We start from the raw sequence: 22,228 nt of genomic DNA on the forward strand, positions 1-22,228 counted from the left end.
CGCCATGGCCAGCCTCGAACAGTATCAGTCCAAGCGCGACTTCAAGAAGACAGCCGAGCCTGCCGGCAAGGTCACGCGCGGCAAGCAGGCCGGTGGCATCTTCGTCGTCCAGAAGCACGACGCGACCAGGCTGCACTATGATTTCCGCCTCGAGCATGACGGCGTCTTGTGGAGCTGGGCGGTGACGCGCGGCCCGAGCCTCGACCCGCACGAAAAGCGGCTGGCCGTGCATGTCGAGGACCACCCGATCGACTATGCATCCTTCGAAGGCACCATCCCCAAGGGCGAATATGGCGGCGGCACGGTCATCGTCTGGGACGAAGGCACGTGGACGCCCGAGATCGACCCCGCCAAAGCGATGAAGAAGGGCCACATCTCTTTCGAGCTCAAAGGCAAGAAGCTGAACGGCCTGTGGCATCTGGTGCGGCTAAAACCCCGCGCGGGCGAAAAACGCGACAACTGGCTGCTGATCAAATCCCACGATGCCGCCGCCCGTCCCGGCGAGGACATTCTGAAGGATGCGCCGAAATCGGTGAAGTCAGGCCTCACCATCGAGCAGGTCGCGGAAGGCAAGACCGCCGACGGCAAGAAACCGAAAGTCTGGCACTCCAACAAGCCCGCCGCCTCCAGCAAGGCGAAGGCCGGCAAGCGTCTCGATTTCATCGAGCCGCAGCTGGCGACGTTGGAACGCGATGCGCCGCCCGGCAAGGACTGGCTGCACGAGGTCAAATTCGACGGCTACCGCATGCAGGCGCAGATCGCCGGCACCGAGGTGCGGCTGCTGACCCGTACCGCCCTCGACTGGACGGACAAATTCGGTCCTGAGATCATTGCGGAGCTCGCCCAGCTGAAATGCAGCGACGCCATCATCGATGGCGAGATCGTCGTGCTGGCCGACAGCGGCGTTTCTTCCTTCGCGTTGCTGCAGCAGGATCTGTCGGCCAATCGCACCAACCGCTTCACCTATTATGTGTTCGACCTGATGCGGCTCGACGGCAAGGATTTGCGCCGCGAGCCGCTGGTCGAGCGCAAGCAGGCTCTGCAGGAGCTGCTTGGTGAGCCGGCTGAAAATGCCGCCGTCCGTTTCAGCGACCATTTCGCCGAACCGGGCAAGATCATGCTGCAGCACGCCTGCCGCATGGGGCTCGAAGGCATTGTCTCCAAGCGCGCCGACGCACCCTATCGCAGCGGCCGCGGCCCGAGCTGGGTAAAGTCCAAATGCACGGCGCGCCAGGAATTCGTCATCGGCGGCTATCTGCCCTCGGAAAAGACCGGCCGCGGATTGCGCTCGCTGCTGGTCGGCTATCACGAGGGGGGCAAGCTCCACTATGCCGGCCGTGTCGGCACCGGCTTTTCGGTCAAGGGCGCCACCGAGCTGAAGAAAAAGCTCGATGCGCTGAAGGCAAAATCGTCGCCGTTTTCAGCCGCCGTGCCGAAGGGCAAGGGCCTGGTCTGGGTCAAGCCGGAACTTGTCGGTGAAGTGGAGTTCCGCAGCTGGACCTCCGACCGTATAATACGCCACGCGTCGTTCCAGGGACTGCGCGAGGACAAGCCGGCGGAGGAAGTCGTGCAGGAAAAGCCATCGAAGGCCGACAGCAAGGCAAAGCGCGCGGCAGGCGGCGCCGGCAAGGCTGCCGGGACCAAAGCTGGGGCAATGACCACCAGCGTGAAACTATCCCATCCCGACAAGCTGCTGTGGCCCGACGAAAAGATATCGAAGCAGGCCTTGCTCGAGCACTACGCGCTGGTCTGGCCGCGTATGGAGCAGTTCGTCGTCAACCGGCCGCTCAGCCTGGTGCGAGCGCCGGACGGCATCGGCGGCCCGCGCTTTTTCCAGAAACACGCCTCGGCCGGCATGAGCGACAAGATCGCCCGGATGAAGGACCCGACCGACGGCGAGGAAATCCTGTTCATCCGCGATTTCGACGGCCTCGCCGCTCTGGTCCAGTATGGCGTGGTCGAGGTCCATATCTGGGGCTGCACGATCGACGCGCTGGAAAAGCCGGACCAGATCATTTTCGATCTCGATCCTGACGAGGGCGTCGACGTCAAGGCGGTGCGCGAGGCGGCGCTCGACATTAGGGGCAAGCTCGACGATCTGTCACTGCCCAATTTCGTCAAGCCGTCGGGCGGCAAAGGCTACCACGTGCTGGTGCCGCTGAAGCCGTCGGCGGATTGGGAGGAAGTCAAAACCTTCTCCCATGATTTCGCCAAGGCGCTGGAACAGGGGGCGCCCGACCGCTACACGGCGACGCTGTCCAAGAAGGCGCGCACGGGGAGAATCTTCGTCGACTATCTACGCAACGGCAGGGGTTCGACCACGGTTGCGCCCTATTCCTCACGGGCGAAGAAGGGTGCGACGGTATCGATCCCGGTGACATGGGCGGAAGTGGAGAAGGGACTGGCGCCGAATGCGTTTCCGATCGGCGACAAGACGACGCTGAAGGAATTGGAGAAGGCCGATCCGTGGGTGGATTTCTTCAAGCAGGCGAAGGTGTTGAGGCGGGGGTAAGCCATCGGCACATTCGCAAACGTTGCGATCCTTCACACCCCCCTCTGTCCTGCCGGACATCTCCCCCTCAAGGGGGGAGATTGGATGTAACCTCGGCTTTCGCTAATCACTGACGCTGCAAGACGGGCGATACCACGAAGCTGCTAATCTCCCCCCTTGAGGGGGAGATGTCCGGCAGGACAGAGGGGGGCGCTGTCCYGCCGGCGTTGCGAAATCAGCGCCAACATCTCACCCCAAAAACACCCTCTCAAACGCCTGCTTCCCCGGTGGTGAAAACACCACCGCCCGGCTATCCTTCTCCCGCCTTGCCCATTTCTCCGCCAGAATCTTGTCCAGAATCGCCGCACCCAGCGTTCCCGCGAGGTGCGAGCGGCGTACGCTCCAGTCGAGGCAGGCGCGGCACACCGGGCGGCGGGGCTTGGCGTCGACATTGATGCCGATGGCCGAAAAATGCGATGGGGCCGACGGGCCGAGCCGGATCTCCTTCTCGTCGCGCAAAAGAATGTCGCGCGCGACGAGCCGGTCCAGCATTGCCACCGCCTGTTCGCCGGCGAGGTGGTCGTAGCAGACGCGGGCCACGCGCATGGCGCCGTCACGCGGCCCCGGCCGCACGCGCTTGGGGCCAACCGCTTCGGCCACGCCGGTGATCGCCTCGATCATGCCGGCGACCTGCGGCCCGGCGAGGCCGTAATAGCGATGCCGGCCCTGGCTGGCCAAGGTCAGCAACCCGCCCTCCATCAATTTGGACAGGTGCGAGGACGCCGTCGGCAGCGACACGCCGGCTTCCAGCGCCAGTTCGCTGGCCGTCAAAGCCGTGCCGCCCATCAGCGCATTCAGCATGTTTGCCCGCGCCGGATCGCCGACTAGGCTGGCGATGCGGGCAATGTCTGGTCCTTCACGCATAGTTAGGTCTCCATCGAAGCATTCTCGTCAGATAATCATTATTGTCGGGCGAGATCAAGGAGAACGCCGATGCCAACCGCTTCCGCCCCACTCGCCAGCCGTCAGCCGTTTCCGTTCGTGACCTGGCTGCACCGGCGGCTGCTCGCCCGCTGGTATGACCGCCATCTGCAGCGGCTCGATCTCGCCGAGGTCGACGACCATTTGCTGCGCGACCTTGGCCTGAGCCGGGAGGATGTGCGCCGCGAATGCGCAAAATCCTTCTGGCAGGCCTGACCGTCGGCGCCTTTGCCTAGCAGACCCGGCGGCACAACGTTTCGACGCCGCTCGAACCATCGACGCAGAAACCAAGGAGACCGACATGACCATCACCTGCTTCATCCGCTATGAGATCGACCCGTTCGGCAAGGCGGCCTTCGAGCAATATGCCAAGGCCTGGGGCCAAGCCATTCCGCGCTGCGGCGCCGATTTGATCGGCTACTACGCCCCGCATGAGGGTTCGGCCACCACCGCTTACGCCGCCTACAACATCGACAGCCTGGCTGCCTACGAAGCCTACCGCGCCCGGCTCGCCGCCGATCCGGCGGGCAAGGCCAATTACGAATTCGCGCGCCGGGAAAAGTTCATCTTGAAAGAAGACCGCATCTTCCTGAAGCTGGTGTCCGGACCGCATGGACCGCGACAGCTGTTTCAGACCGCGGTGAAGGAGGAAGCATGATCGCTGTCATCTTCGAGGTCGAGCCGGCGCCGGGCAAGCGCGATGCCTATCTCGGCATCGCCGCGGAACTCAGGCCGCTGCTCGACGGCATAGACGGTTTCATCTCGATCGAGCGTTTTCAGAGCCTGGTCGACCCCAACCGCGTCCTGTCGCTGTCCTTCTGGCGCGACGAGGAAGCGGTCAAGGCCTGGCGCAACACGGAAGAGCACCGGCAGGCGCAGCAGGCCGGCCGCGGCGGAATCTTTGCCGGCTACCGGTTAAGGATCGCGCATGTGGTGCGCGATTACGGGCTGACGGAAAGGGATGAAGCGCCGGCGGATAGTCGGGTGGTGAATGGGTAGCGATTCTTCCTTCTCCCCTTGTGGGAGAAGGTGGATCGGCGCGCAGCGCCGAGACGGATGAGGGGTGTTCCAGCGGAGTGAGACGTTGTGTTCCCTGGAACACCCCTCATCCGACCTCGCTTCGCGAGGCCACCTTCCCCCATAAGGGGGGGAGGAGAGGAGCTACGCATTCCCGATCAGCACCCCGGCTGCAAACACCAGCGCACCGCCCAGCACCACCTGAAACGCCGCGCGCAGGAACGGCGTTTGCATGTAGCGGTTCTGGACGAAGGCGATTGTCCACAATTCGAAGAACACCACCACGGCTGCCACCGCCGTCGCCGTCCAGAACTGCGGGATGATGTAAGGCAGCGCGTGGCCCAGCCCACCCAGTGTCGTCATGATGCCGACGGTGAGCCCCCGCTTGATCGGCGAGCCGCGGCCCGACAGTTTGCCGTCGTCGGAGGCGACCTCGGTAAAGCCCATCGAGATGCCGGCGCCGATCGAGGCGGCAAGGCCGACCAGCAGCGTCTGCCAGGTGTCGTGGGTGGCGAAGGCAGCGGCAAAGATCGGCGCCAGCGTCGACACCGAGCCGTCCATCAGCCCGGCCAGCCCGGGCTGCACATAGGTCAGGATGAACTGGCGCTGCTCGGCGCTTGCCTCTTCGTCCTTGACGGCGCCCGGCACAAGTTTCTGCTCCAGCCGATGCGCCGAATTCTCATGGCTTTGCTCCGCCACCGCGAGGTCGTTGAGCAGTTTTCTGGTCGAGGCGTCGCTGGTGCGCTTGGCCGCTTCGACATAGAAGCGATAGGCCTGTTGCTCCATCTCTTCGGCCTGGCGCCGCACATGCTCGATGCCCAGCGGCCGCACCAGCCAGTCGGGCTTGCGCTCATAATAGCCTTTCACGTGCTCGCGGCGCAGCAGCGGAATGCGCTCGCCGAAACGCTTGCGGTAGAGCTCGATCAGCGCGTCGCGGTGGCCGTCTTCCTCCTCCGCCATCGCCTCGAACACTTTCGCCGATTGCGGAAAGCTTTCCGCCAGCCCGTCGGCATAGGCGCGGTAGATGCGCCCGTCATCCTCTTCCGACGAAATCGCCAGCGCCAGGATCTCCTGTTCCGACAGCGTTTCGAAGGGACGGCGGCCGAAACCGAAGACGCGGGAAAGCATGATAAATTCACCCTAGTTTAGAATGGTTCTAAACTAGGCGCTGCCGTCTCTCCGGTCAATTGGCGGTCAAGAAATGTTGAAGCTTGGGCACCTGTACGCCCCCTTCATTATCAGCGAATCTTCACCTATATGGCTAGCGACACGCAAAGCGAAAGGTATTCCAGAGATGACGGCAAAGCCGCACGATCACTTCGATCCCAAACCCGTCCTCGATCTCATCGCCAGCATCGAGGCCGATTTGCAGCGGTTGAAAGGCCTGGTCGAACAGCAGGTCGAAAAATTCGACCCCGCCAATCCGCACAACAAGGCCCCCGACGGCAAGCTGACCGAGGAGGGCGTCGAGTGCTGCTACCGCATGTTCGACGAAGGCAAGTCACGCTATTCGGTCGCCCAGCAGATGAAGATCTCGTTTGCAGCGGCCACGCACAGGTTCAACGCCTGGCGCAAGGCGGGTGGGTCGAGGCGGCAAAGGGCGTTGCTCGGATAGATTGGCGAAGGCCGAAGCGACATCCAATCTCCCCCCGTGTGGGGGAGATGGCCGGCAGGCCAGAGGGGGGCGCTGTCCCGCCGACGGCCCCCTGCCTACAGCGCACCACCGTCATCCGTTCAGGATGCGCCTCCAGCCCCAGCCGCAATCACAATATGCTGGCAGACATTGTCCATGTCGCGGATGACGTCGTCATTCCAGAACCGCAGGACGGTCCAGCCATCTTGTTCGAGCCGCGCTGTCCGCGTTTCATCGCCGGCAGCCGCACCGGCATGCTGGGAGCCATCGACTTCGATGACCAGCTTCTTCTCGGGGCAAGCGAAGTCGACAATGTAGCCGGCGATCGGAAATTGGCGTCGGAAGCCAAGCCCCATCAGCCGGTGAGCACGAATTTCGTTCCAGAGCTTGAGCTCGGCTCGCGTCAGGACTTTGCGCATCGATCTGGCGTTTGCGCGATGTCGAGGCGGTAGAGGCGTGTGCGGCATGGTGGCTATCTAGGCTTGCGCTCTATGGCGCCCCCCTCTGTCCTGCCGGACATCTCCCCCACTTGGGGGGAGATTAGCAGCTTCGGCCGTCGCGCCGCGTTTCACCTACGGCACCAAGTCAATTTCCTCGGTCTCGCCGCCGCTGCAGGTGTAGCAGCAGTCTTCGCATTTTTCCTTGTTGTTGGGGCCGACGCCCCAATAGGTTTCCTCGTCGCCGTCGACCCAGGCGCCGTAGCAGATGGACTCGCCTTCGTTGCACGAGACCGGGATCTGCTTGGTCTCGCCATCGTCGAGATAAAAGTCCTTGTCGTCGCCCGGCCAGACATAGTCGCGGTCCTGGCTGTAGAGCTCGAGCCGCATGGCGTTGGGATGGCTGTTCTTGACGGCAAAGGTGATGTCGGCGGCATGGGCCGATGGCGCAAACAGCGCGGCAAGCGAGAATGCAACGACGATGCGGCGGGTGATGGTGAAAGACATGACGTTCCCCGGAATTGAGAATCGGCCCCCTCGGCCGAGAGCGCGAGCATGGCATGATGCGGGGTGACATTGAAGGGTAACGCCTGACTGATTTTGGGGGGATTGGCGGAGGTGGGCCGGCGGCGGAACTGCTAATCTCCCCCCTCGTGGGGGAGATGTCCGGCAGGACAGAGGGGGGCGCGAAGGATCGCCGGCGTGTCGGATCAACAAAGCCTGAAATCGAAAAGGCTTGGGCTGCAGGATTGAGGGGTTGGCGGGACAGCGCCCCCCTCTGCCTTGCCAGGCATCTCCCCCACGAGGGGGGAGATCAGCAGCTTCGGCGCCTCACTCACCTACCCCACAAACCCCACCCTCTTGTGGCTGCCGTCGCAAAACGGCTTGTTGGCCGAATGGCCGCAGCGGCACAGAAAGGCGCGGGTCGTGCGGTCGATCGTGTGGCCGGTGCCGGTGACGATCTCGGCATTGCCCTCGACCTTCAATGGCCCGTTGGTGGTGGGCGTTATGGTCAGCGGGCCGTTGCGCGCCTCCAGCGTTGCCGGCGCGTCCTTCAGCGGCGGCTCGCCGGTGGCTGTGAAGCCGGCCTTGATGTGGCTGTTGTCGCAGAACGGCTTGTTCTGCGAGGCGCCGCAGCGGCAGAGCGTGGCGCGAAAGAAGGTCTCACCGCCGAGCACGATCTCGGCATGCACAGTCAACGGCCCGTTCTCGCGCAGCCGCACGGTGTTGACCACCGGCGGCCTCTCCTGCGGCCCGCCATCTTTCCTCAAATAGCCGATGGCGCCGGACGGACAGTTTTCGGCCAGCGTCACGACTTGTTCGACACTCGCCGCCTCGGGGTGGATCCACTCACCAGGCGCATTGGGCACGAACACATGCGGGTTGCCGAGCACGCAATTGCGCGAATGGATACAGCGCTTGCCGTTGAAAGAAACGTCGATCTTGTCGCCTTCGACCGTGCCTGCCATGGAGCTCTCCTCGTGGTGGGTGACAAGAGGCTAGGGCGGTGGCGGCAAGGGCGTCAAGCTCGCCGGGAGGCTGGGGAGGTGATCTCCCCCCTCGTGGGGGAGATGGCCGGCAGGCCAGAGGGGGGCGCGAAGGATCGCCAGCGTATCGGATCAACAAAGCCTGAAATCGAAATGACTTGAGCTGCAGGATGAGAAGCCGGCGGGACAGCGCCCCCCTCTGCCTTGCCAGGCATCTCCCCCACGAGGGGGGAGATCAGCAGCTTCGGCGCCCCGCTACTCCACCAGATCGATCGTCTCGGTCGTCTTCTCCACGCAAATAAAACAGCAGGTATCGCAAGGCTGGTCATTGTCCGGCCCTACCCCCGCTGAAATCGCATCGTTGCCGTTGACCCAGGCGCCGTAGCAGATGTTTTCGCCCTGATTGCACGAGATAGGCACCGATTTCTGCGAGCTGGGCTCGATCAGAAACACCTGGTCGCCGCCCGGCCACGACATCTTGCGGTCACGGCTGAACAGCTCCACCGCCACCGCCTGGCTGCGCAGGTTCTTGACGAAGAACGCCATGTCGGCGGCGTGCGCCGGGGTGGCGATGAGAAGGGCGGCAAGGGTGAGGCGGAGCATGGCGGCGGTATCCGAATCGGAGAGGAGACTAGAGCATGAGCGGAGAGGCGGCGCGAGGCGGTAGAGCGGGTAATCTCCCCCCTCGAGGGGGAGATGGCCGGCAGGCCAGAGAGGGTCGGTCCGACCGGGCTCAACCTTGTTGCGGCAGATGGAGGCTCGCGCTTGACGCGCGGCGACCCCCTCTGTCGCCTTCGGCGACATCTCCCCCTCGAGGGGGGAGATTAGCGCCCCACCTTCACATGCGGCGCCAGCCGCCGGATCGCGTCAATCACCTCGGCGTCTTCAGCAGTGTCCATATCCAGCCGGCGAAAGTCAGCACCAGGAACGGATAGCCGGCGGCGGGCAGCGGCGCCGAGGTGGGCAGCAAGGGCGCGCCCCACAGCACCATGGCCACCGTCACCACAAACTGGATGGCGGCGATGAGGCCGGCGAGCCGCATCCACAGCGCAAAAGTGTTCGCCGCGCCGATCAGGACAAGCGCTGCCGCCCACAGCGAGATGCCGCCGACATAGGAGGGAACGCTGGCCTCCAGCCCCGCCGCATTGCCGGCCAAAAGCAGGCTCTCGCCGGCGAGGAACGTAAGAAACCCGGCGGCGACGCAGTCATTGCCCAGCCGCTGGTATTTCATGGTGAGCAGCGCTGCGGCCACCACGAGCGCCACGCCGTCGATTGCCCAGAGCGTTTCGCGCAGTGGAGAACTGGAGACGAAAGTGCCGGCCAGGCCGAAGGCACCGCCTATGGCGAGGCCGACTGCGGCGGCGGTGTCTGACGTAGTGCGCATGGGATGGCTCTCAAAGAGGGGGAAGATACGCCAAAGTCTCAACGGCGGACCGCAGGGCGCGGTATGATGCGTTGGTGCAGTATGGCACGACTTACCTGATTTCATGACCCGTTGGTGAAGTTTGTCTCGCGTATGAGAAAGGCGGTCTCAATACTTTGAAAGGACAATAACCCCAATACTATCCTTGCCATACCCAACGGGGCGGCAGCGTGATATGCCCAAAGATCACATTTGTGGCTTTGGGTATTCGTCATGTCTTCCATCCCCGACTTTCCGGTTCGCGACCTAAAAATGCAGGAAATTACGAAGCTTGCCCATTCAGATTGGGAACTGCCGGATTTAAAGTTGCCTAGCCTGACGCCAGTCTCCCAGACATTTAGATCAAATATTGCACGCGTTCGGTTTCTTATGTTGCTCCCAACTCAAATAGCCGGGGGAACGGCTATGACCCAAAGATGCAATGACATTGCCGAATTCGAAGTGACTGGCTCGGTGGTGCACGACCAATCATCAATCGCCGCTGACGTAGCAGCCGAAATTACAAAGCGTCGTTTGGAGATAATCGGCGCTCACAATACCGCAGTGTTAGAAACGATGGAGCATTCTGATTGGGACGCAAAGGCAGGAGAATTTCATTTCAGCGCTGCAAGAGCACTAGAGGGACTTACTGAAAGGCCATTGGGCGCTTATGGGTTCCTGCACATACTGGTTGCCCATACGACAGGGACATGGACAGCAATCGAGACCATGCTCGGCGATCTATGGGAGGCCGCACTAAACACTCATCCAGAAACTCTCTCGTCACTAAAGGGGAACGCCGCGCGGATAAAACCGTCTCCCTCCAAGGGAGCCCCTGACCAGAACAGCGCAAAAGTTGAAAAATCCATTCCGCTGAACCTAGTTGAGAAGCATAAGTTCGATCTACGCTCTAGTATGGGTTCGATTTTCCGCGAGCAGCGCCGGTTCGAATTTACGAGGCTTTCGACTATTAGAGAGGCATACGCCAGCGCGTTCTGCGAGAAGTCAGGCCGCATTGATAAGGCGCTTGGCAACAAGGCGCTTGATGAATTGAGCGCTGTCAGGAACGTTATGGTTCATAGAGCTGGCTTGGCAGACCCAGAATATATGGGCAGGTCGCGAAGCCTAGATATCCCGAAGAGCGAACTCGGCAAGCCTATTCTATTTGATGGAGAGAATGTCTCTAAACTAATAGGCAACGCGATAGGGGCCAGCAAGAATCTTATGATAGCTGTAGAGGATTGGATTACTCAGAATTAACACGCAACGACGCGCTCAAACGCTTTGCGACAAAGCGCAGGATCTTTTCCCCGTGTTCGGTCATAACAACCCCGGTGCCACCGCAAACTAAGCACAAGGCGCCGTAGCCTCCGGCCGCTCCCACCCGGACTTGCGCTCGCATCGGTCCACCGGACCGTTTAGTCCCCCATCTTCAAGGCCTGGATAAACGCCTCCTGCGGGATATCGACCTTCCCAAATTGCCGCATCCGCTTCTTGCCCTCTTTCTGCTTGTCCAGCAGCTTGCGCTTGCGGCTCACGTCGCCGCCGTAGCATTTGGCGGTCACGTCCTTGCGCAGCGCCGAGATGGTTTCGCGGGCGATGACCTTGCCGCCGATCGCGGCCTGGACCGGGATCTTGAACAGGTGGTGCGGGATCAGCTCTTTCAGCTTCTCGACCATCTGGCGGCCGCGCTTTTCCGCCGCCGTACGGTGGACCAGCATCGATAGCGCGTCGACAGGCTCCTCATTGACCAGGATCGACATTTTTACCAGGTCGCCCTCGCGATAGTCGGTCAGATGATAATCGAAGGAGGCATAGCCCTTGGAGATCGACTTCAGCCGGTCGTAGAAGTCGAAGACGACTTCATTGAGCGGCAGATCGTAGGTCAGCATGGCGCGCTTGCCGACATAGGACAGGTCGGCCTGGATGCCGCGCCGGTCCTGGCAGAGTTTCAATATGCCGCCGAGATAGTCGTCGGGGGTGAGGATGGTGGCGCGGATCCAAGGCTCCTCGATCGCCGAGATCTTCACCACGTCGGGCATGTCGGCGGGGTTATGCAGTTCCTTCATCGAGCCGTCGTTGAGCAGCAGCCGGTAGACGACGCTCGGCGCTGTGGCGATCAGGTCGAGGTTGAACTCGCGCTCCAGCCGCTCCTGGATGATTTCGAGGTGCAGCAAGCCAAGGAAGCCGCAGCGATAGCCGAAGCCGAGCGCGGCACTGCTTTCCATTTCATAGGAGAAGGAGGCGTCGTTGAGGCGCAACCTGCCGACCGCGGCGCGCAGATCCTCGAAATCGGCGGCGTCGACCGGGAACAGGCCGCAGAACACCACTGGCTGCGCCGGCTTGAAGCCGGGCAGCGCCTGCTTGGTCGCGCGCTTGTCCTCGGTGATGGTATCGCCGACGCGGGTGTCGGCCACCTCCTTGATCGAGCCGGTGAAGAAGCCGAACTCGCCGGGGCCAAGCTCGTCGACATTGATGCGGGCAGGCGTGAAAACGCCGGTGCGCTCGACCAGGTATTTGGCGCCGGTGCCCATCATGCGAATGGTCTGGCCCTTTTTTAAGACGCCATCGATGATGCGCACCAGGACGATGACGCCGAGATAGGCGTCGTACCAGCTGTCGACCAGCATGGCCTTCAGGGGGGCGGTCGCATCGCCTTCGCGCGGCGGCGGCAATTGGTGGACGATGGCCTCCAGCACATCGGGAATGCCGAGGCCGGTCTTGGCCGAGATCAGCACGGCGTTGGACGCGTCGATGCCGATGACCTCCTCGACCTGCTCGCGGATGCGCTCGGGCTCGGCGGCCGGCAGGTCGACCTTGTTCAGCACCACGACGATCTCGTGATTGTTGTCGATGGCCTGGTAGACATTGGCCAGCGTCTGCGCCTCGACACCTTGGCTGGCGTCGACGACCAGCAGCGAGCCCTCACAGGCGGCGAGCGACCGCGACACTTCATAGGCGAAGTCGACATGGCCGGGCGTGTCGATGAGGTTGAGGATATAGTCCTCGCCATTGTTGGCGCGGTATTTCAGCCGCACCGTCTGCGCCTTGATGGTGATGCCGCGCTCGCGCTCGATGTCCATCGAGTCCAGCACCTGCTCCTTCATGTCGCGCAGCTCCAGCCCGCCGGTGGACTGGATCAGCCGGTCGGCAAGCGTGGATTTGCCATGGTCGATATGGGCGACGATGGAGAAATTGCGGATGTGGTCGAGAGGCGTGCTCATGGCGCGCGCTTTAGCAGGGGCTGTAAGCAGGGGCAAGCGGGGGTGGGTGGGGCCACTCAACGCGTGGCGATCCTTCGCGCCCCCCTCTGTCCTGCCGGACATCTCCCCCACGAGGGGGGAGATTGGCCGTCATCGCCGCCTCGCCAATCTTCGGTGGGCATCATCGCTATCACATCTCAGAAAGGGTGCCGGCGGCGGAGCTCCGATCTCCCCCCGAGTGGGGGAGATGTCCGGCAGGACAGAGGGGGGCGCTGTCCCTCCAGCCTTCCCCTCGCAATCACAAACCGGTGAACCATGTAACGAAGCCTCGGGGAGCGACGAAGTGTGGGATGAACCCGCCGCAACGGAGACCCCCGATGACTGGATTTAACCTCAAACGCAGCGCGATGCTGGCAGCCGCAGGCGCGGCGCTGATGACGCTTGGCGCCGGCACCGCCTTCGCCCAGCCGCTCACCGTGGTCGAATTGTTCACCAGCCAGGGCTGCTCGTCCTGCCCGCCGGCCAATGCCAATCTGATCAAGGTCAAGGACCAGCCCAACGTGCTGGCGCTGTCGTTCAACGTTACCTACTGGGATTATCTCGGCTGGAAGGACACGTTCGGCCGCGAGGAATTCACCCAGCGCCAGGTGCGCTATGAACCGTCGCTCGGCCGCTCCGGCCCGTTTACCCCGCAGGTCGTGGTCAATGGCGGTGCCGATGCGGTGGGCGCGGCACCCGGCGAGATCGAGCAGCTGATTTCCTCGAGCGGCCACACCAAGGGGCCGTCGCTGTCGCTCGACGGCGGCAAGATCAGCATCGGCGCCGGCAAGGCGCCTGGTGGCAAGGCCGATGTCTGGCTGGTCCGTTACACCAAAGGCGTCATCGAGGTGCCGGTGGCGCGCGGCGAAAACACCGGCCGCACGCTGCCGCATGCCAATGTCGTCCACTCGCTGGAGAAACTCGGCAGCTGGAGCGGCGACGCCACCTCGCTGCCACTGCCGGCAGCCTCCGGCGGCTTGAGCACCGCGGTGCTGGTGCAGTCGCCCGGCGGCGGGCCGATCCTGGCCGCTGCTGCCAACTGATTTTTATTTTTCACCCAACGCCGCAAAGAGCGGCATAACCGGGCTCGCATCCGCGCGCCCTCTTCAAGAGGAAATACCACCATGACCAAGACCCTGACCGCGCTCGCCTTTGCGCTTTCGATGACCGCCTTTGCCGCCGGCGCCCGCGCTGAAGACGCGATGAAGCCGGCCGATCCGATGGCCACCGAGGCGATGAAGCCGGCGGACGCTATGAAGCCTGCGGACGCCATGAAGCCCGCCGACCCGATGGCGACGAATGCGATGAAGCCCGCCACCGACGCCATGAAGCCGGCCGACGCCATGAAGCCCGCGACGGATGCGATGAAGCCGGCGGACGCGATGGCGCCTGCGCAATAAGCCGAACCCTCAACCAGCCGGGGGTTGGCGGTTGGGGAGGGAAGCCGGCGCCGGCGCACAGCAAAGTGAGAACCCGGCGGCGGCTTCTTTCGTATATATTGAACAGCAACAAGGGAGATCAGACATGACCGGCATTGAAACGAAAGCCGCGCGGCGATCGCCGTTCCTGGCCACGCTCGCGGCGCTGGCGCTGACCGCGACGGCAGCCATCTTCTGGCAAAGCCCGGCGCGCTCGGCCGAGGACGCGGTGGTGATCCCGCCGCCGGCAATGGACGAGAAAGCCGCCAGCGGCAGCGAGAAGGCGATCTTCGCCGGCGGCTGCTTCTGGGGCGTGCAGGGCGTGTTCCAGCACGTCAAGGGCGTGACCAAGGCGGTCTCCGGCTACACCGGCGGCAGCGCCGAAAACGCCGTCTATGAGACGGTCGGCAGCGGCACCACCGGCCATGCCGAATCGGTCGAGATCACCTACGATCCGTTGAAGGTGACCTACGGCCAGCTGCTGCAGGTTTATTTCTCGGTCGCGCACAACCCGACGCAGCTGAACTTCCAGGGCCCGGATTCGGGTACCCAGTACCGCTCGACGATCTTTGCCGAAAATGGCGAGCAGCAGAAGATTGCCCAGAGCTACATCGCCCAGCTCGACCAGGCAAAAGTGTTTGCCAAGCCGATCGTCACCACGCTGGAGACGGGCAAAACCTTCTATCCGGCCGAGGAGTACCACCAGGACTTCCTGACGCTGAACCCGACCTACCCCTACATCGTCTACAACGACCTGCCCAAAGTGGCGAATTTGAAGTCGCTGTTCCCGGCACTATACAGCGAAAAGCCGGTGCTTGTGCTGACGGCAAGCAAGAGCTGAGGGTTTAAGGGAGTTGGTCAGCGATGCCCTCTTGGCGACGCCGGCGGGACAGCACCCCCCTCTGCCCTGCCGGGCATCTCCCCCTCAAGGGGGGAGATTGGCAGCGTCGCTGACGGTGCCAATCTTGCTGGTTGGAGATTGGCGAAGGCTGCGGTGAGAGCTGATCTCCCCCCTTGAGGGGGAGATGGCCGGCAGGCCAGAGGGGGGTGCCTCGCGCCAGCTGCCGTTAGCGGCCCCCTCAATCATACGTCAAATCCGTCGCCTTCCCGCCAAACACGCGATACGCGTAGAACGAATAGAAAATAATCACCGGCAGCACGACCACCGTGCCGGCGAGGATGATGGCGAGGCTTTCCGTCGCCGACGCCGCCTGCCAGATGGTCAGACGATCCGGCACCACGAACGGGTAGAACGACCACGCCAGCCCGGCAAAGCCGAGCGCGAAGATGGCGGCGAGCGTCAGGAACGGCCGGATTGCGTGGCGGTCGTCGGGTTTCGGCAGATGGAAGGTCTGCCGCCACAGCCACAGGAACAGCAGCGCCGACAGGATCGGCAGCGGTGACAGATAGAGCATTTCGGGCCAGACGAACCATTTGGCGAAGATGCGTGGGCTGGCGAAGGGCGTCGCCAGCGACACCGCGGCCATGCCGAGCGCGGTCAGCACCAGGGCGGTGCGCAGCCAGGCCACCGCCTTCTTCTGCAATTCGCCTTCGGTCTTGTAGATCACCCAGGCGGCACCCATCGCGGCGTAGGCGGCCGACAGGCAGAGCGCCACCAGCGCGCCGAACGCCATGCCGCCAAAGCCGACATCGAGGCCGAGCACGTAGTCGCCGAGCATATAGCCCTGCGCCAGCGAGGCGATGATGGAGCCGAGGAAGAAAATCCGGTTCCAGCGATGCTTCTTGCCGGCCGGCACCTTGGCGCGGAAGTCGAAGGCGACGCCGCGCAGGATAAGGCCGACCAGCAGCACGAAAACCGGCAAATACAGCGCAGTCAGGATGACGCCATGCGCCATCGGGAAGGCGACCAGCAGCAGCCCGACCGCCAGCACCAGCCAGGTCTCGTTGGCATCCCAGAACGGGCCGATGGCCGCAATCATCGTGTCCTGCTCGGCATCTTCGGCGACCGAAAACAGGATGCCGATGCCGAGATCGAAACCGTCGAGGATGACGTAGATCAAAATGGCCAGGCCCATCAGGCCGGCGAAGATGAGGGGGAGCGCGGTTGCCCAGTCGAATGTCATGTCACTCTCCCGCCGCCGGTTGCGACATGGCCGTCTTCATCACGCCGGGCAGCGGCGAGGTGTCGCCATCCTTGGCCGCCTTCAGCGCCAGGTGCACCAGCACGCCGAGATAGGCGATCAGCAAAAGCACGTAGAGGATGAGATAGATCGCCAGCGTCAGCGCGACATGGCTGCCGGCGACCGGGCCGACAGCGTCCGCCGTCTTCAGCACGCCCGTCACCAGCCAGGGCTGGCGGCCGATCTCGGTCGTGTACCAGCCTGCCAGTGTTGCCAGCCACCCGGACAGCGCCATCGGCACCATCAACATGGCGAGCGGCTTCGGCAGGCTGTGGCGGCGCTTGAGGAAGAAGCTGGCCGACCATGAAACGATGAGCATCAAAATGCCGGTGCCGACCATGATGCGAAAGCCCCAGAACAACGGAAGGACCGGCGGATGGAGGCCGGGATAGTCGTTCAGCCCCGGCACGATGCCGCTGGTCGAGTGCCGCAGCACCAGGCTGGCGCCATCGGGAATGGCGACCTCGAATTTGTTTTCCTTCGCAGCTTCGTCAGGCCACGCGAACAGCACCAGCGGCACATTCGGGCCGGTGTTCCAGTTGGCCTCCATGGCGGCGATCTTCTGCGGCTGGTGCTCCAGCGTGTTCAGCCCGTGCTGGTCGCCGGCAAGTATCTGGATCGGGATCAGGATGGCGGCGGTGAAGACACCGGTGCGCAGCGCCTTCCACATCGATTCGGAGCGGTCGCCGGCGAGATAGCGCAGCGCCGACAGGCCGGCGATCAGGAACGAGACGGTCAGCCCCGAGGCCAGCAGCATATGCACCAGACGATAAGGCATGGACGGATTGAAGACGATCGCCCACCAGTCGACGGGATGCGCCTTGCCGTCGATTATCTCGAAGCCGGCCGGCGTCTGCATCCAGGAATTCAGCGCGATGATCCAGAAGGCGGACAGCGTGGTGCCGCCGGCGACCAGCACGGTGGCCAGCGTGTGGACGCGGTTGGAGACGCGGCGGAAGCCGAACAGCATGATGCCTAGGAAGGCCGCTTCGAGGAAAAAGGCGGTGAGGATTTCGTAGGCGAGCAGCGGCCCGGCAATGTTGCCGACCTTTTCCATGTAGCCCGGCCAGTTGGTGCCGAACTGGAAGCTCATGGTGACGCCCGACACCACGCCCATGGCGAAGGACAGCGCGAACACCTTCACCCAGGTGAAATAGGCGCGCATCCAGGCGGAATCATTGGTGGCGTTGTAGCGGAGCTTGAAGAACAGCAGCACCCAGCCAAGCGCAATCGTGATCGTCGGAAACAGGATGTGGAACGAAATGTTCGCCCCGAACTGCATTCGCGACAGGATGAGCGGGTCCATGGCGGGCTCCGGCTGCTGTTTCTTGTCGGAGAATAGGCCGCCGATACGGCGCGGTCAAAGCGGCGTGGCGCCACGCGGGGCGCGTTGTCGCAGCAGATCAGGCCAAACCGTCAGCGCCCCCGGCTACCCCTGGCGAAACGGCGAAAAGGGAACGTTTGTCCACAATTGTCAGCAGCGGCATTGACTTCCGGCCGTGCGCACCGACATTCAGCGCGATAAAAATCCCTTTCAAGCAGTCGTTTCCCGCCCCATGTCTTCCACTAATTCGCCCTCCATCATTGCGATTTCCGGGGTCACCAAGACCTACGCCACCGGCTTCAAGGCGCTGAAGGAAATCAACCTCGACATAGAACGCGGCGAGATCTTTGCGCTGCTGGGGCCCAACGGCGCCGGCAAGACGACGCTGATCTCGATCGTCTGCGGCATCGTCAACCGTTCGTCGGGAACGGTGACCGTGGACGGCCATGACATCAACCGCGATTACCGCGCCGCGCGCAGCCTGATCGGGCTGGTGCCGCAGGAACTGACCATCGACGCTTTCGAGACCGTCTGGACGACAGTCAATTACAGCCGCGGCCTGTTCGGCAAGCCGCCCAACCCGGCCTTCGTCGAGAAGGTGCTGCGCGACCTCTCGCTGTGGGACAAGAAGGACGCCAAGGCGATCACACTGTCGGGCGGCATGAAGCGGCGGCTGATGATCGCCAAGGCGCTGTCGCATGAGCCGCGCGTGCTGTTCCTCGACGAGCCGACCGCCGGCGTTGATGTCGAGCTGCGGCAGGACATGTGGGCGATGGTGCGCCGGCTGCGCGACGACGGCGTCACCATCATCCTCACCACGCACTACATCGAAGAGGCCGAGGCGATGGCCGATCGTGTCGGCGTCATCAACCGCGGCGAGATCATCCTGGTCGAGGGCAAGGCCGAGCTGATGCGCAAGCTCGGCCGCAAGCGGCTGGTGCTGGAGTTGCGCACACCGCTCACCGCTATTCCCGACGCTTTCTCGCACTATGCGCTGGAACTGTCGCCCGATGGCGACCAGCTGACCTACACCTATGACAACCAGAGCGAACGCCCCGGCGTCGCCTCACTGCTGCGCGAACTCGAGGCGGCTGGCATCCAGTTCCGCGACATGGACACGCAAAACAGCTCGCTCGAGGAGATCTTCGTCAATCTGCTGAGGCAAGACCCATGAATTGGCGTGCAGTTTGGGCGATCTACCGGGTCGAGATGGCGCGTGCATTCCGCACCGTGCTGCAAAGCATCGTCTCGCCGGTGATCTCGACATCGCTCTATTTCGTCGTCTTCGGCTCGGCCATCGGCTCGCGCATCACCGAGATCGACGGCATCAGCTACGGCGCCTTCATCGTGCCCGGCCTGATCATGCTGTCGCTGCTGACGCAGTCGATCTCCAACGCCTCCTTCGCCATCTATTTCCCGAAATTCGTCGGCTCGATTTACGAGCTGTTGTCAGCGCCGGTGTCCTATCTGGAGATCGTCATCGCCTATGTCGGTGGCGCAGCGACCAAGTCGATCATTCTCGGCCTGATCATCCTGGCGACGGCCTCGCTGTTCGTGCCGCTGCATATCCAGCATCCGTTCTGGATGCTCGCCTTTCTGGTGCTGACGGCGGTGACGTTCAGCCTGTTCGGCTTCATCATCGGCATCTGGGCGAAAAGCTTTGAGCAGCTGCAGCTGGTACCGCTGCTGATCATCACGCCGCTGACCTTCCTCGGCGGCAGTTTCTATTCGATCAACATGTTGCCTGAGGCCTGGCGCACGGTGACGCTGTTCAACCCGGTCGTCTACCTGATCAGCGGCTTCCGCTGGAGCTTTTATGGCAAGTCGGACGTCTCGGTCGTCGTCAGCCTCGGCATGACGGTGGTGTTCCTCGCCATCTGCATCGCCATCGTCGGCTGGATCTTCCGGACCGGCTACCGGCTCAGGAACTGAAAACTCAGTCTCTTAGATCGCCTTGATCAGGCGCAGCAGTCCCAGCATCTCGACCAGCGTGCCCTTGCGGAAGGCGATGTAGGTCGGCTCCTCGACGCCATGGAAGCGGCGCTTGAACGCCGCCTGGCCCTTGAGGTTGAACTTGCTGCGGTTGACCCAGGGCGATTCATAGGCGCGCTCGAAGGCGTTGCGCCAGAAGCTCGATTCGGCAAAATCATTGGCCCCGACGTCGAGCATCGGCGACAGGCCGAGCGTGACGACGGAAAGGCCCTCATTGCGAAAACGGTCGACAGCGAATTTGGTCAGGCCGATTTCGGCATGCGGCGAGGCATCGATGTGCTTGCGCTTGAACGAGGTGGTGTAGCCGATCACCTTGCCGCCGCTGAACAGCGGATCGAAATCGAGCAAGGCGACGAGCTCGCCTTCCGGACTGTAGAGCACGAAACGGCGCATATCGATGCCGAGATGATCGGCAAAGGGGCGGTTGAGGAAGGCCATCTCCCAGCGCTTGACGATACGGTCGGCCCGCCAGTTCTGCGACAGGCGCTGGACCTCGTCGAGATAGACCGCTCCCTCGCCAAAGGAGAAGCCCTTCTTCAGCAGCCAGCGTTCGGAATAGCGCACGGTTTCGTTGCGCTTGCCGGAAAAGTCGTGCGCGGGAAGCTCCAGCCGGGTGTCGATGCCGAGACGGTTGACCTTGTAGCCGAGCCCGGACAGCACGCGCGCCGTCGGTTCGCCGATCTGCACGAACCATGGGCTGTCGGCGGCTTCGACAAAGCGTCTGATGTAATCGGGCCGATCGGGCGGATGGGCCACCGGATCACCGAGCGCGAAATGGTGCTTCATCTTGGTGCCGAAGGCGATATAGCCGTCGGCGTCGCCGAAATAGGACAGTTTTTGCTGCACGGCGGTCGAATAGGCCAGCGAGAAGTCGCCGTGCTGGCGGACCAGCGCCAGCCGCTCGACATGCGTCAAATCCTGGCGCGGCACCTTGGCTGCGGCGCCCTCCAGCAGTCTGTCGAAATAGATACGCAAGGAGGGCATGGTCGAGCTTCCGCGTGCCGATGATAAACAGAGGCCTGCCCCCAAGGCCTCGAATCAGTCGCATTGACGCGACCTCCTTATCGATCATATCGCCGCTGTGCCATATAGGACGGGTCCCCATGGCGCACCTAAGAGGGAATCTCGACCGAATGGCGGCAACGACAAGCGAAACGATTTCTATCGTCTCGGGGCCGAAAGGACCTGACGAGACGGTGATCGTCATCGGCGCCGGAGCGGCCGGGCTGGCCGCCGCCGACGCGCTTGGCCGACGCGGGGTGCGGGCGGTCGTGCTGGAGAAGGAACAGCGGATCGCCGAACCGTGGCGGCGGCGGCACGAGAAGCTGACCCTCAATACGCATCGCGCGCTGTCGGCGCTGCCAGGCCTTGCCTATCCGTCGCGCACCGCCGCCTTTCCGAACAAGGATGTCATCGTCGGCTATCTCCAGGATTTTGCCCGCGCCCGCGGCATTGCCGTCGAATTCGGCACTGCCGTCGAACGGATCGAGCGCAGCGGCAATGGCTGGCTTGTCCATACCGATCGGGAAACACTGAGCGTCCGCAATGTCATCGTCGCCACCGGCCGTGACCGCTTGCCGTGGACACCGGACTGGCCGGGCAAGGCGACTTTCACCGGCAAGCTCGTCCACGCCGCTGATTTCGGCACAGCGGAGGACTATGCGGGCAAAAAAGTACTGGTGGTCGGCGCCGGAAATTCCGGCTTCGACGTGCTCAACCACCTCGCCGGCGCCGACACGGAAGCCGTGTGGCTGTCGGCCAGGCAAGGCCCGTCGCTGATGCCCAAACGGATCGGCAAGGTTGCCGTGGCGCGCTTCGGCGGCTTTATGGCAATGCTGCCGACGTGGATTGCCGACGCCCTGATTGCCGCCACGCAACGGCTGGTGTTCGGCGACCTCACCCGCTTCGGCCTGCCGCCGGCGCCGAAAGGCGGCGCCAGCCGGCTCGGCGTCGAGCAGATTGCGATTGCCGTCGACGACGGCGCCGTTGCCGCGCTGAAGGCCGGACGGATTTCGGTGGTGGCGCCGGTGGCGACCTTCGAGGGCGCCAACGTGCGGTTGAACGGCGGTACGGTGGTCTCGCCGGATGTGGTGATCGCGGCGACCGGTTATCGCACCGGGCTGGAGGCCATGCTGGGCGATCTCGGCGTTCTCGATGCCAAGGGCGTTCCGAAGGCCAATGGCGGCACACCGAGCGGCCAGCCCGGCCTGTGGTTCATCGGCATGCGCCCGAGCCTGACCAGCTATTTCCACAGCGCGGGTGTGCAGGCCGAAGCGATTGCCCGGCAGATCGCCAGGGGGTCGTAGCGGCCTCGGCGATTGGCCGAGGCAACCCCGTCCCTTCGTCATCCACGGGCGAAGCAAGGAGCGCAGCGACGCGGCGCAGACCCGAGGATCCATGCCGCGACGTCTGAGCTATGCAACGTTGCATGTTCTGCTCCGCCGCGTACCACGGCCAACGCCCCGGCATGGATCCCTGGGTCTCCGCGACGGAGCTTCGCTCCTGCTTCGCCCAAGGATTGTTTGAGAAGGATCGGTTAGTTTGGCGGCCGGGACTGCGGCCCATCACAGCCAGCAGTCCCGGCGGCAGGCGACCGTCCCTAGGATCGGGCAACACCCGACGTCATCAAGGTCCCTGCCGTCTTTGTCCGCCATCGCTTGGAG

Annotated in this window: 23 protein-coding genes; 12 read left to right on the forward strand and 11 right to left on the reverse strand. The window is 63.2% G+C overall.

The window, feature by feature from the left end; translation table 11 throughout:
* The first annotated feature begins 4 nt into the window (after positions 1-4).
* Positions 5-2,512 carry a DNA ligase D gene (gene ligD / locus AC1DYO_RS25605; RefSeq protein ID WP_477267211.1) on the forward strand — a complete coding sequence of 836 codons (2,508 nt, stop codon included), beginning with the start codon at positions 5-7 and terminating at the stop codon, positions 2,510-2,512.
* Positions 2,513-2,740: 228 nt separating this feature from the next.
* On the opposite strand, the gene AC1DYO_RS25610 is transcribed toward ligD, so the two are convergent.
* Positions 2,741-3,415 (reverse strand): ArsR/SmtB family transcription factor, encoded by a 675-nt coding sequence (locus AC1DYO_RS25610; protein ID WP_477267212.1) that lies wholly within the window; start codon positions 3,413-3,415, stop codon positions 2,741-2,743.
* A gap of 69 nt (positions 3,416-3,484) precedes the next feature.
* Between AC1DYO_RS25610 and AC1DYO_RS25615 the strand changes: the two genes are divergently transcribed.
* The 3 genes from AC1DYO_RS25615 (at position 3,485) to AC1DYO_RS25625 (ending at position 4,471) form a co-directional block, all read left to right on the forward strand.
* Positions 3,485-3,688 carry a DUF1127 domain-containing protein gene (locus AC1DYO_RS25615; protein WP_477267213.1) on the forward strand — a complete coding sequence of 68 codons (204 nt, stop codon included), beginning with the start codon at positions 3,485-3,487 and terminating at the stop codon, positions 3,686-3,688.
* A gap of 85 nt (positions 3,689-3,773) precedes the next feature.
* Positions 3,774-4,130: an NIPSNAP family protein gene (locus tag AC1DYO_RS25620; protein WP_455860291.1), complete on the forward strand. Its 357-nt coding sequence runs from the start codon at positions 3,774-3,776 to the stop codon at positions 4,128-4,130.
* A complete protein-coding gene (locus AC1DYO_RS25625; RefSeq protein ID WP_477267214.1) occupies positions 4,127-4,471 on the forward strand; it encodes an antibiotic biosynthesis monooxygenase family protein in 345 nt (114 codons plus the stop codon). Before AC1DYO_RS25620 ends, AC1DYO_RS25625 begins: the two co-directional genes overlap by 4 nt.
* A 162-nt stretch (positions 4,472-4,633) precedes the next feature.
* Here the strand turns inward: AC1DYO_RS25625 and mbfA are convergent, their stop codons facing one another.
* The gene (mbfA, locus tag AC1DYO_RS25630; RefSeq protein ID WP_477267215.1) at positions 4,634-5,617 is read right to left on the reverse strand and encodes an iron exporter MbfA; all 984 of its coding nucleotides are present in this window, start codon (positions 5,615-5,617) and stop codon (positions 4,634-4,636) included.
* Between the two features lie 166 nt (positions 5,618-5,783).
* Here mbfA and AC1DYO_RS25635 point away from each other — a divergent pair, with 166 nt between their 5' ends.
* A complete protein-coding gene (locus AC1DYO_RS25635; protein ID WP_477267216.1) occupies positions 5,784-6,104 on the forward strand; it encodes a hypothetical protein in 321 nt (106 codons plus the stop codon).
* Positions 6,105-6,223: 119 nt separating this feature from the next.
* On the opposite strand, the gene AC1DYO_RS25640 is transcribed toward AC1DYO_RS25635, so the two are convergent.
* The 5 genes from AC1DYO_RS25640 to AC1DYO_RS25660 form a co-directional block, all read right to left on the reverse strand.
* Positions 6,224-6,589 carry an endonuclease domain-containing protein gene (locus AC1DYO_RS25640; protein ID WP_477267217.1) on the reverse strand — a complete coding sequence of 122 codons (366 nt, stop codon included), beginning with the start codon at positions 6,587-6,589 and terminating at the stop codon, positions 6,224-6,226.
* 105 nt (positions 6,590-6,694) lie between these two features.
* Positions 6,695-7,066 (reverse strand): hypothetical protein, encoded by a 372-nt coding sequence (locus tag AC1DYO_RS25645; RefSeq protein ID WP_477267218.1) that lies wholly within the window; start codon positions 7,064-7,066, stop codon positions 6,695-6,697.
* 332 nt (positions 7,067-7,398) lie between these two features.
* Positions 7,399-8,028 carry a CDGSH iron-sulfur domain-containing protein gene (locus AC1DYO_RS25650; protein WP_477267219.1) on the reverse strand — a complete coding sequence of 210 codons (630 nt, stop codon included), beginning with the start codon at positions 8,026-8,028 and terminating at the stop codon, positions 7,399-7,401.
* A 273-nt stretch (positions 8,029-8,301) separates the two neighbouring features.
* A complete protein-coding gene (locus tag AC1DYO_RS25655; protein WP_477267220.1) occupies positions 8,302-8,649 on the reverse strand; it encodes a hypothetical protein in 348 nt (115 codons plus the stop codon).
* A 268-nt stretch (positions 8,650-8,917) separates the two neighbouring features.
* Positions 8,918-9,430: a hypothetical protein gene (locus AC1DYO_RS25660; RefSeq protein ID WP_477267221.1), complete on the reverse strand. Its 513-nt coding sequence runs from the start codon at positions 9,428-9,430 to the stop codon at positions 8,918-8,920.
* A gap of 252 nt (positions 9,431-9,682) precedes the next feature.
* Here AC1DYO_RS25660 and AC1DYO_RS25665 point away from each other — a divergent pair, with 252 nt between their 5' ends.
* Positions 9,683-10,708: a hypothetical protein gene (locus tag AC1DYO_RS25665; protein ID WP_477267222.1), complete on the forward strand. Its 1,026-nt coding sequence runs from the start codon at positions 9,683-9,685 to the stop codon at positions 10,706-10,708.
* Positions 10,709-10,866: 158 nt separating this feature from the next.
* Here the strand turns inward: AC1DYO_RS25665 and lepA are convergent, their stop codons facing one another.
* Complete coding sequence (gene lepA / locus AC1DYO_RS25670; protein ID WP_477267223.1) at positions 10,867-12,672, reverse strand: translation elongation factor 4; 1,806 nt, start codon at positions 12,670-12,672, stop codon at positions 10,867-10,869.
* Between the two features lie 386 nt (positions 12,673-13,058).
* Here lepA and AC1DYO_RS25675 point away from each other — a divergent pair, with 386 nt between their 5' ends.
* From AC1DYO_RS25675 to msrA, 3 genes are all read left to right on the forward strand, one after another.
* Positions 13,059-13,733 carry a DUF1223 domain-containing protein gene (locus AC1DYO_RS25675; protein WP_477267233.1) on the forward strand — a complete coding sequence of 225 codons (675 nt, stop codon included), beginning with the start codon at positions 13,059-13,061 and terminating at the stop codon, positions 13,731-13,733.
* Positions 13,734-13,814: 81 nt separating this feature from the next.
* On the forward strand, positions 13,815-14,090 hold the full coding sequence (locus tag AC1DYO_RS25680) for a hypothetical protein (protein WP_477267224.1): 276 nt from the start codon (positions 13,815-13,817) through the stop codon (positions 14,088-14,090).
* Between the two features lie 124 nt (positions 14,091-14,214).
* Entirely contained in the window at positions 14,215-14,949 is a 735-nt protein-coding gene (gene msrA, locus AC1DYO_RS25685; RefSeq protein WP_477267225.1) for a peptide-methionine (S)-S-oxide reductase MsrA, read from the forward strand.
* Between the two features lie 238 nt (positions 14,950-15,187).
* Here msrA and AC1DYO_RS25690 read toward each other — a convergent pair whose 3' ends face one another.
* A complete protein-coding gene (locus AC1DYO_RS25690; RefSeq protein ID WP_477267226.1) occupies positions 15,188-16,192 on the reverse strand; it encodes a cytochrome d ubiquinol oxidase subunit II in 1,005 nt (334 codons plus the stop codon).
* 1 nt (position 16,193) lies between these two features.
* Positions 16,194-17,555 (reverse strand): cytochrome ubiquinol oxidase subunit I, encoded by a 1,362-nt coding sequence (locus AC1DYO_RS25695; RefSeq protein ID WP_477267227.1) that lies wholly within the window; start codon positions 17,553-17,555, stop codon positions 16,194-16,196.
* A gap of 250 nt (positions 17,556-17,805) precedes the next feature.
* On the opposite strand from AC1DYO_RS25695, the gene AC1DYO_RS25700 reads away from it, so the two are divergent.
* Positions 17,806-18,747, forward strand: coding sequence for an ABC transporter ATP-binding protein (locus AC1DYO_RS25700; protein WP_477267228.1), 942 nt, complete (start codon positions 17,806-17,808; stop codon positions 18,745-18,747).
* The gene (locus AC1DYO_RS25705) at positions 18,744-19,505 is read left to right on the forward strand and encodes an ABC transporter permease (protein ID WP_477267229.1); all 762 of its coding nucleotides are present in this window, start codon (positions 18,744-18,746) and stop codon (positions 19,503-19,505) included. The genes AC1DYO_RS25700 and AC1DYO_RS25705 overlap by 4 nt, the downstream gene beginning before the upstream one ends.
* 12 nt (positions 19,506-19,517) lie before the next feature.
* On the opposite strand, the gene AC1DYO_RS25710 is transcribed toward AC1DYO_RS25705, so the two are convergent.
* Positions 19,518-20,549 (reverse strand): phosphatidylglycerol lysyltransferase domain-containing protein, encoded by a 1,032-nt coding sequence (locus AC1DYO_RS25710; RefSeq protein ID WP_477267230.1) that lies wholly within the window; start codon positions 20,547-20,549, stop codon positions 19,518-19,520.
* 149 nt (positions 20,550-20,698) lie between these two features.
* Here AC1DYO_RS25710 and AC1DYO_RS25715 point away from each other — a divergent pair, with 149 nt between their 5' ends.
* Positions 20,699-21,871: a flavin-containing monooxygenase gene (locus tag AC1DYO_RS25715; protein ID WP_477267231.1), complete on the forward strand. Its 1,173-nt coding sequence runs from the start codon at positions 20,699-20,701 to the stop codon at positions 21,869-21,871.
* Positions 21,872-22,228 lie beyond the last annotated feature (357 nt).

The sequence above is a fragment of the Mesorhizobium sp. P2_F5 genome (assembly GCF_056403715.1).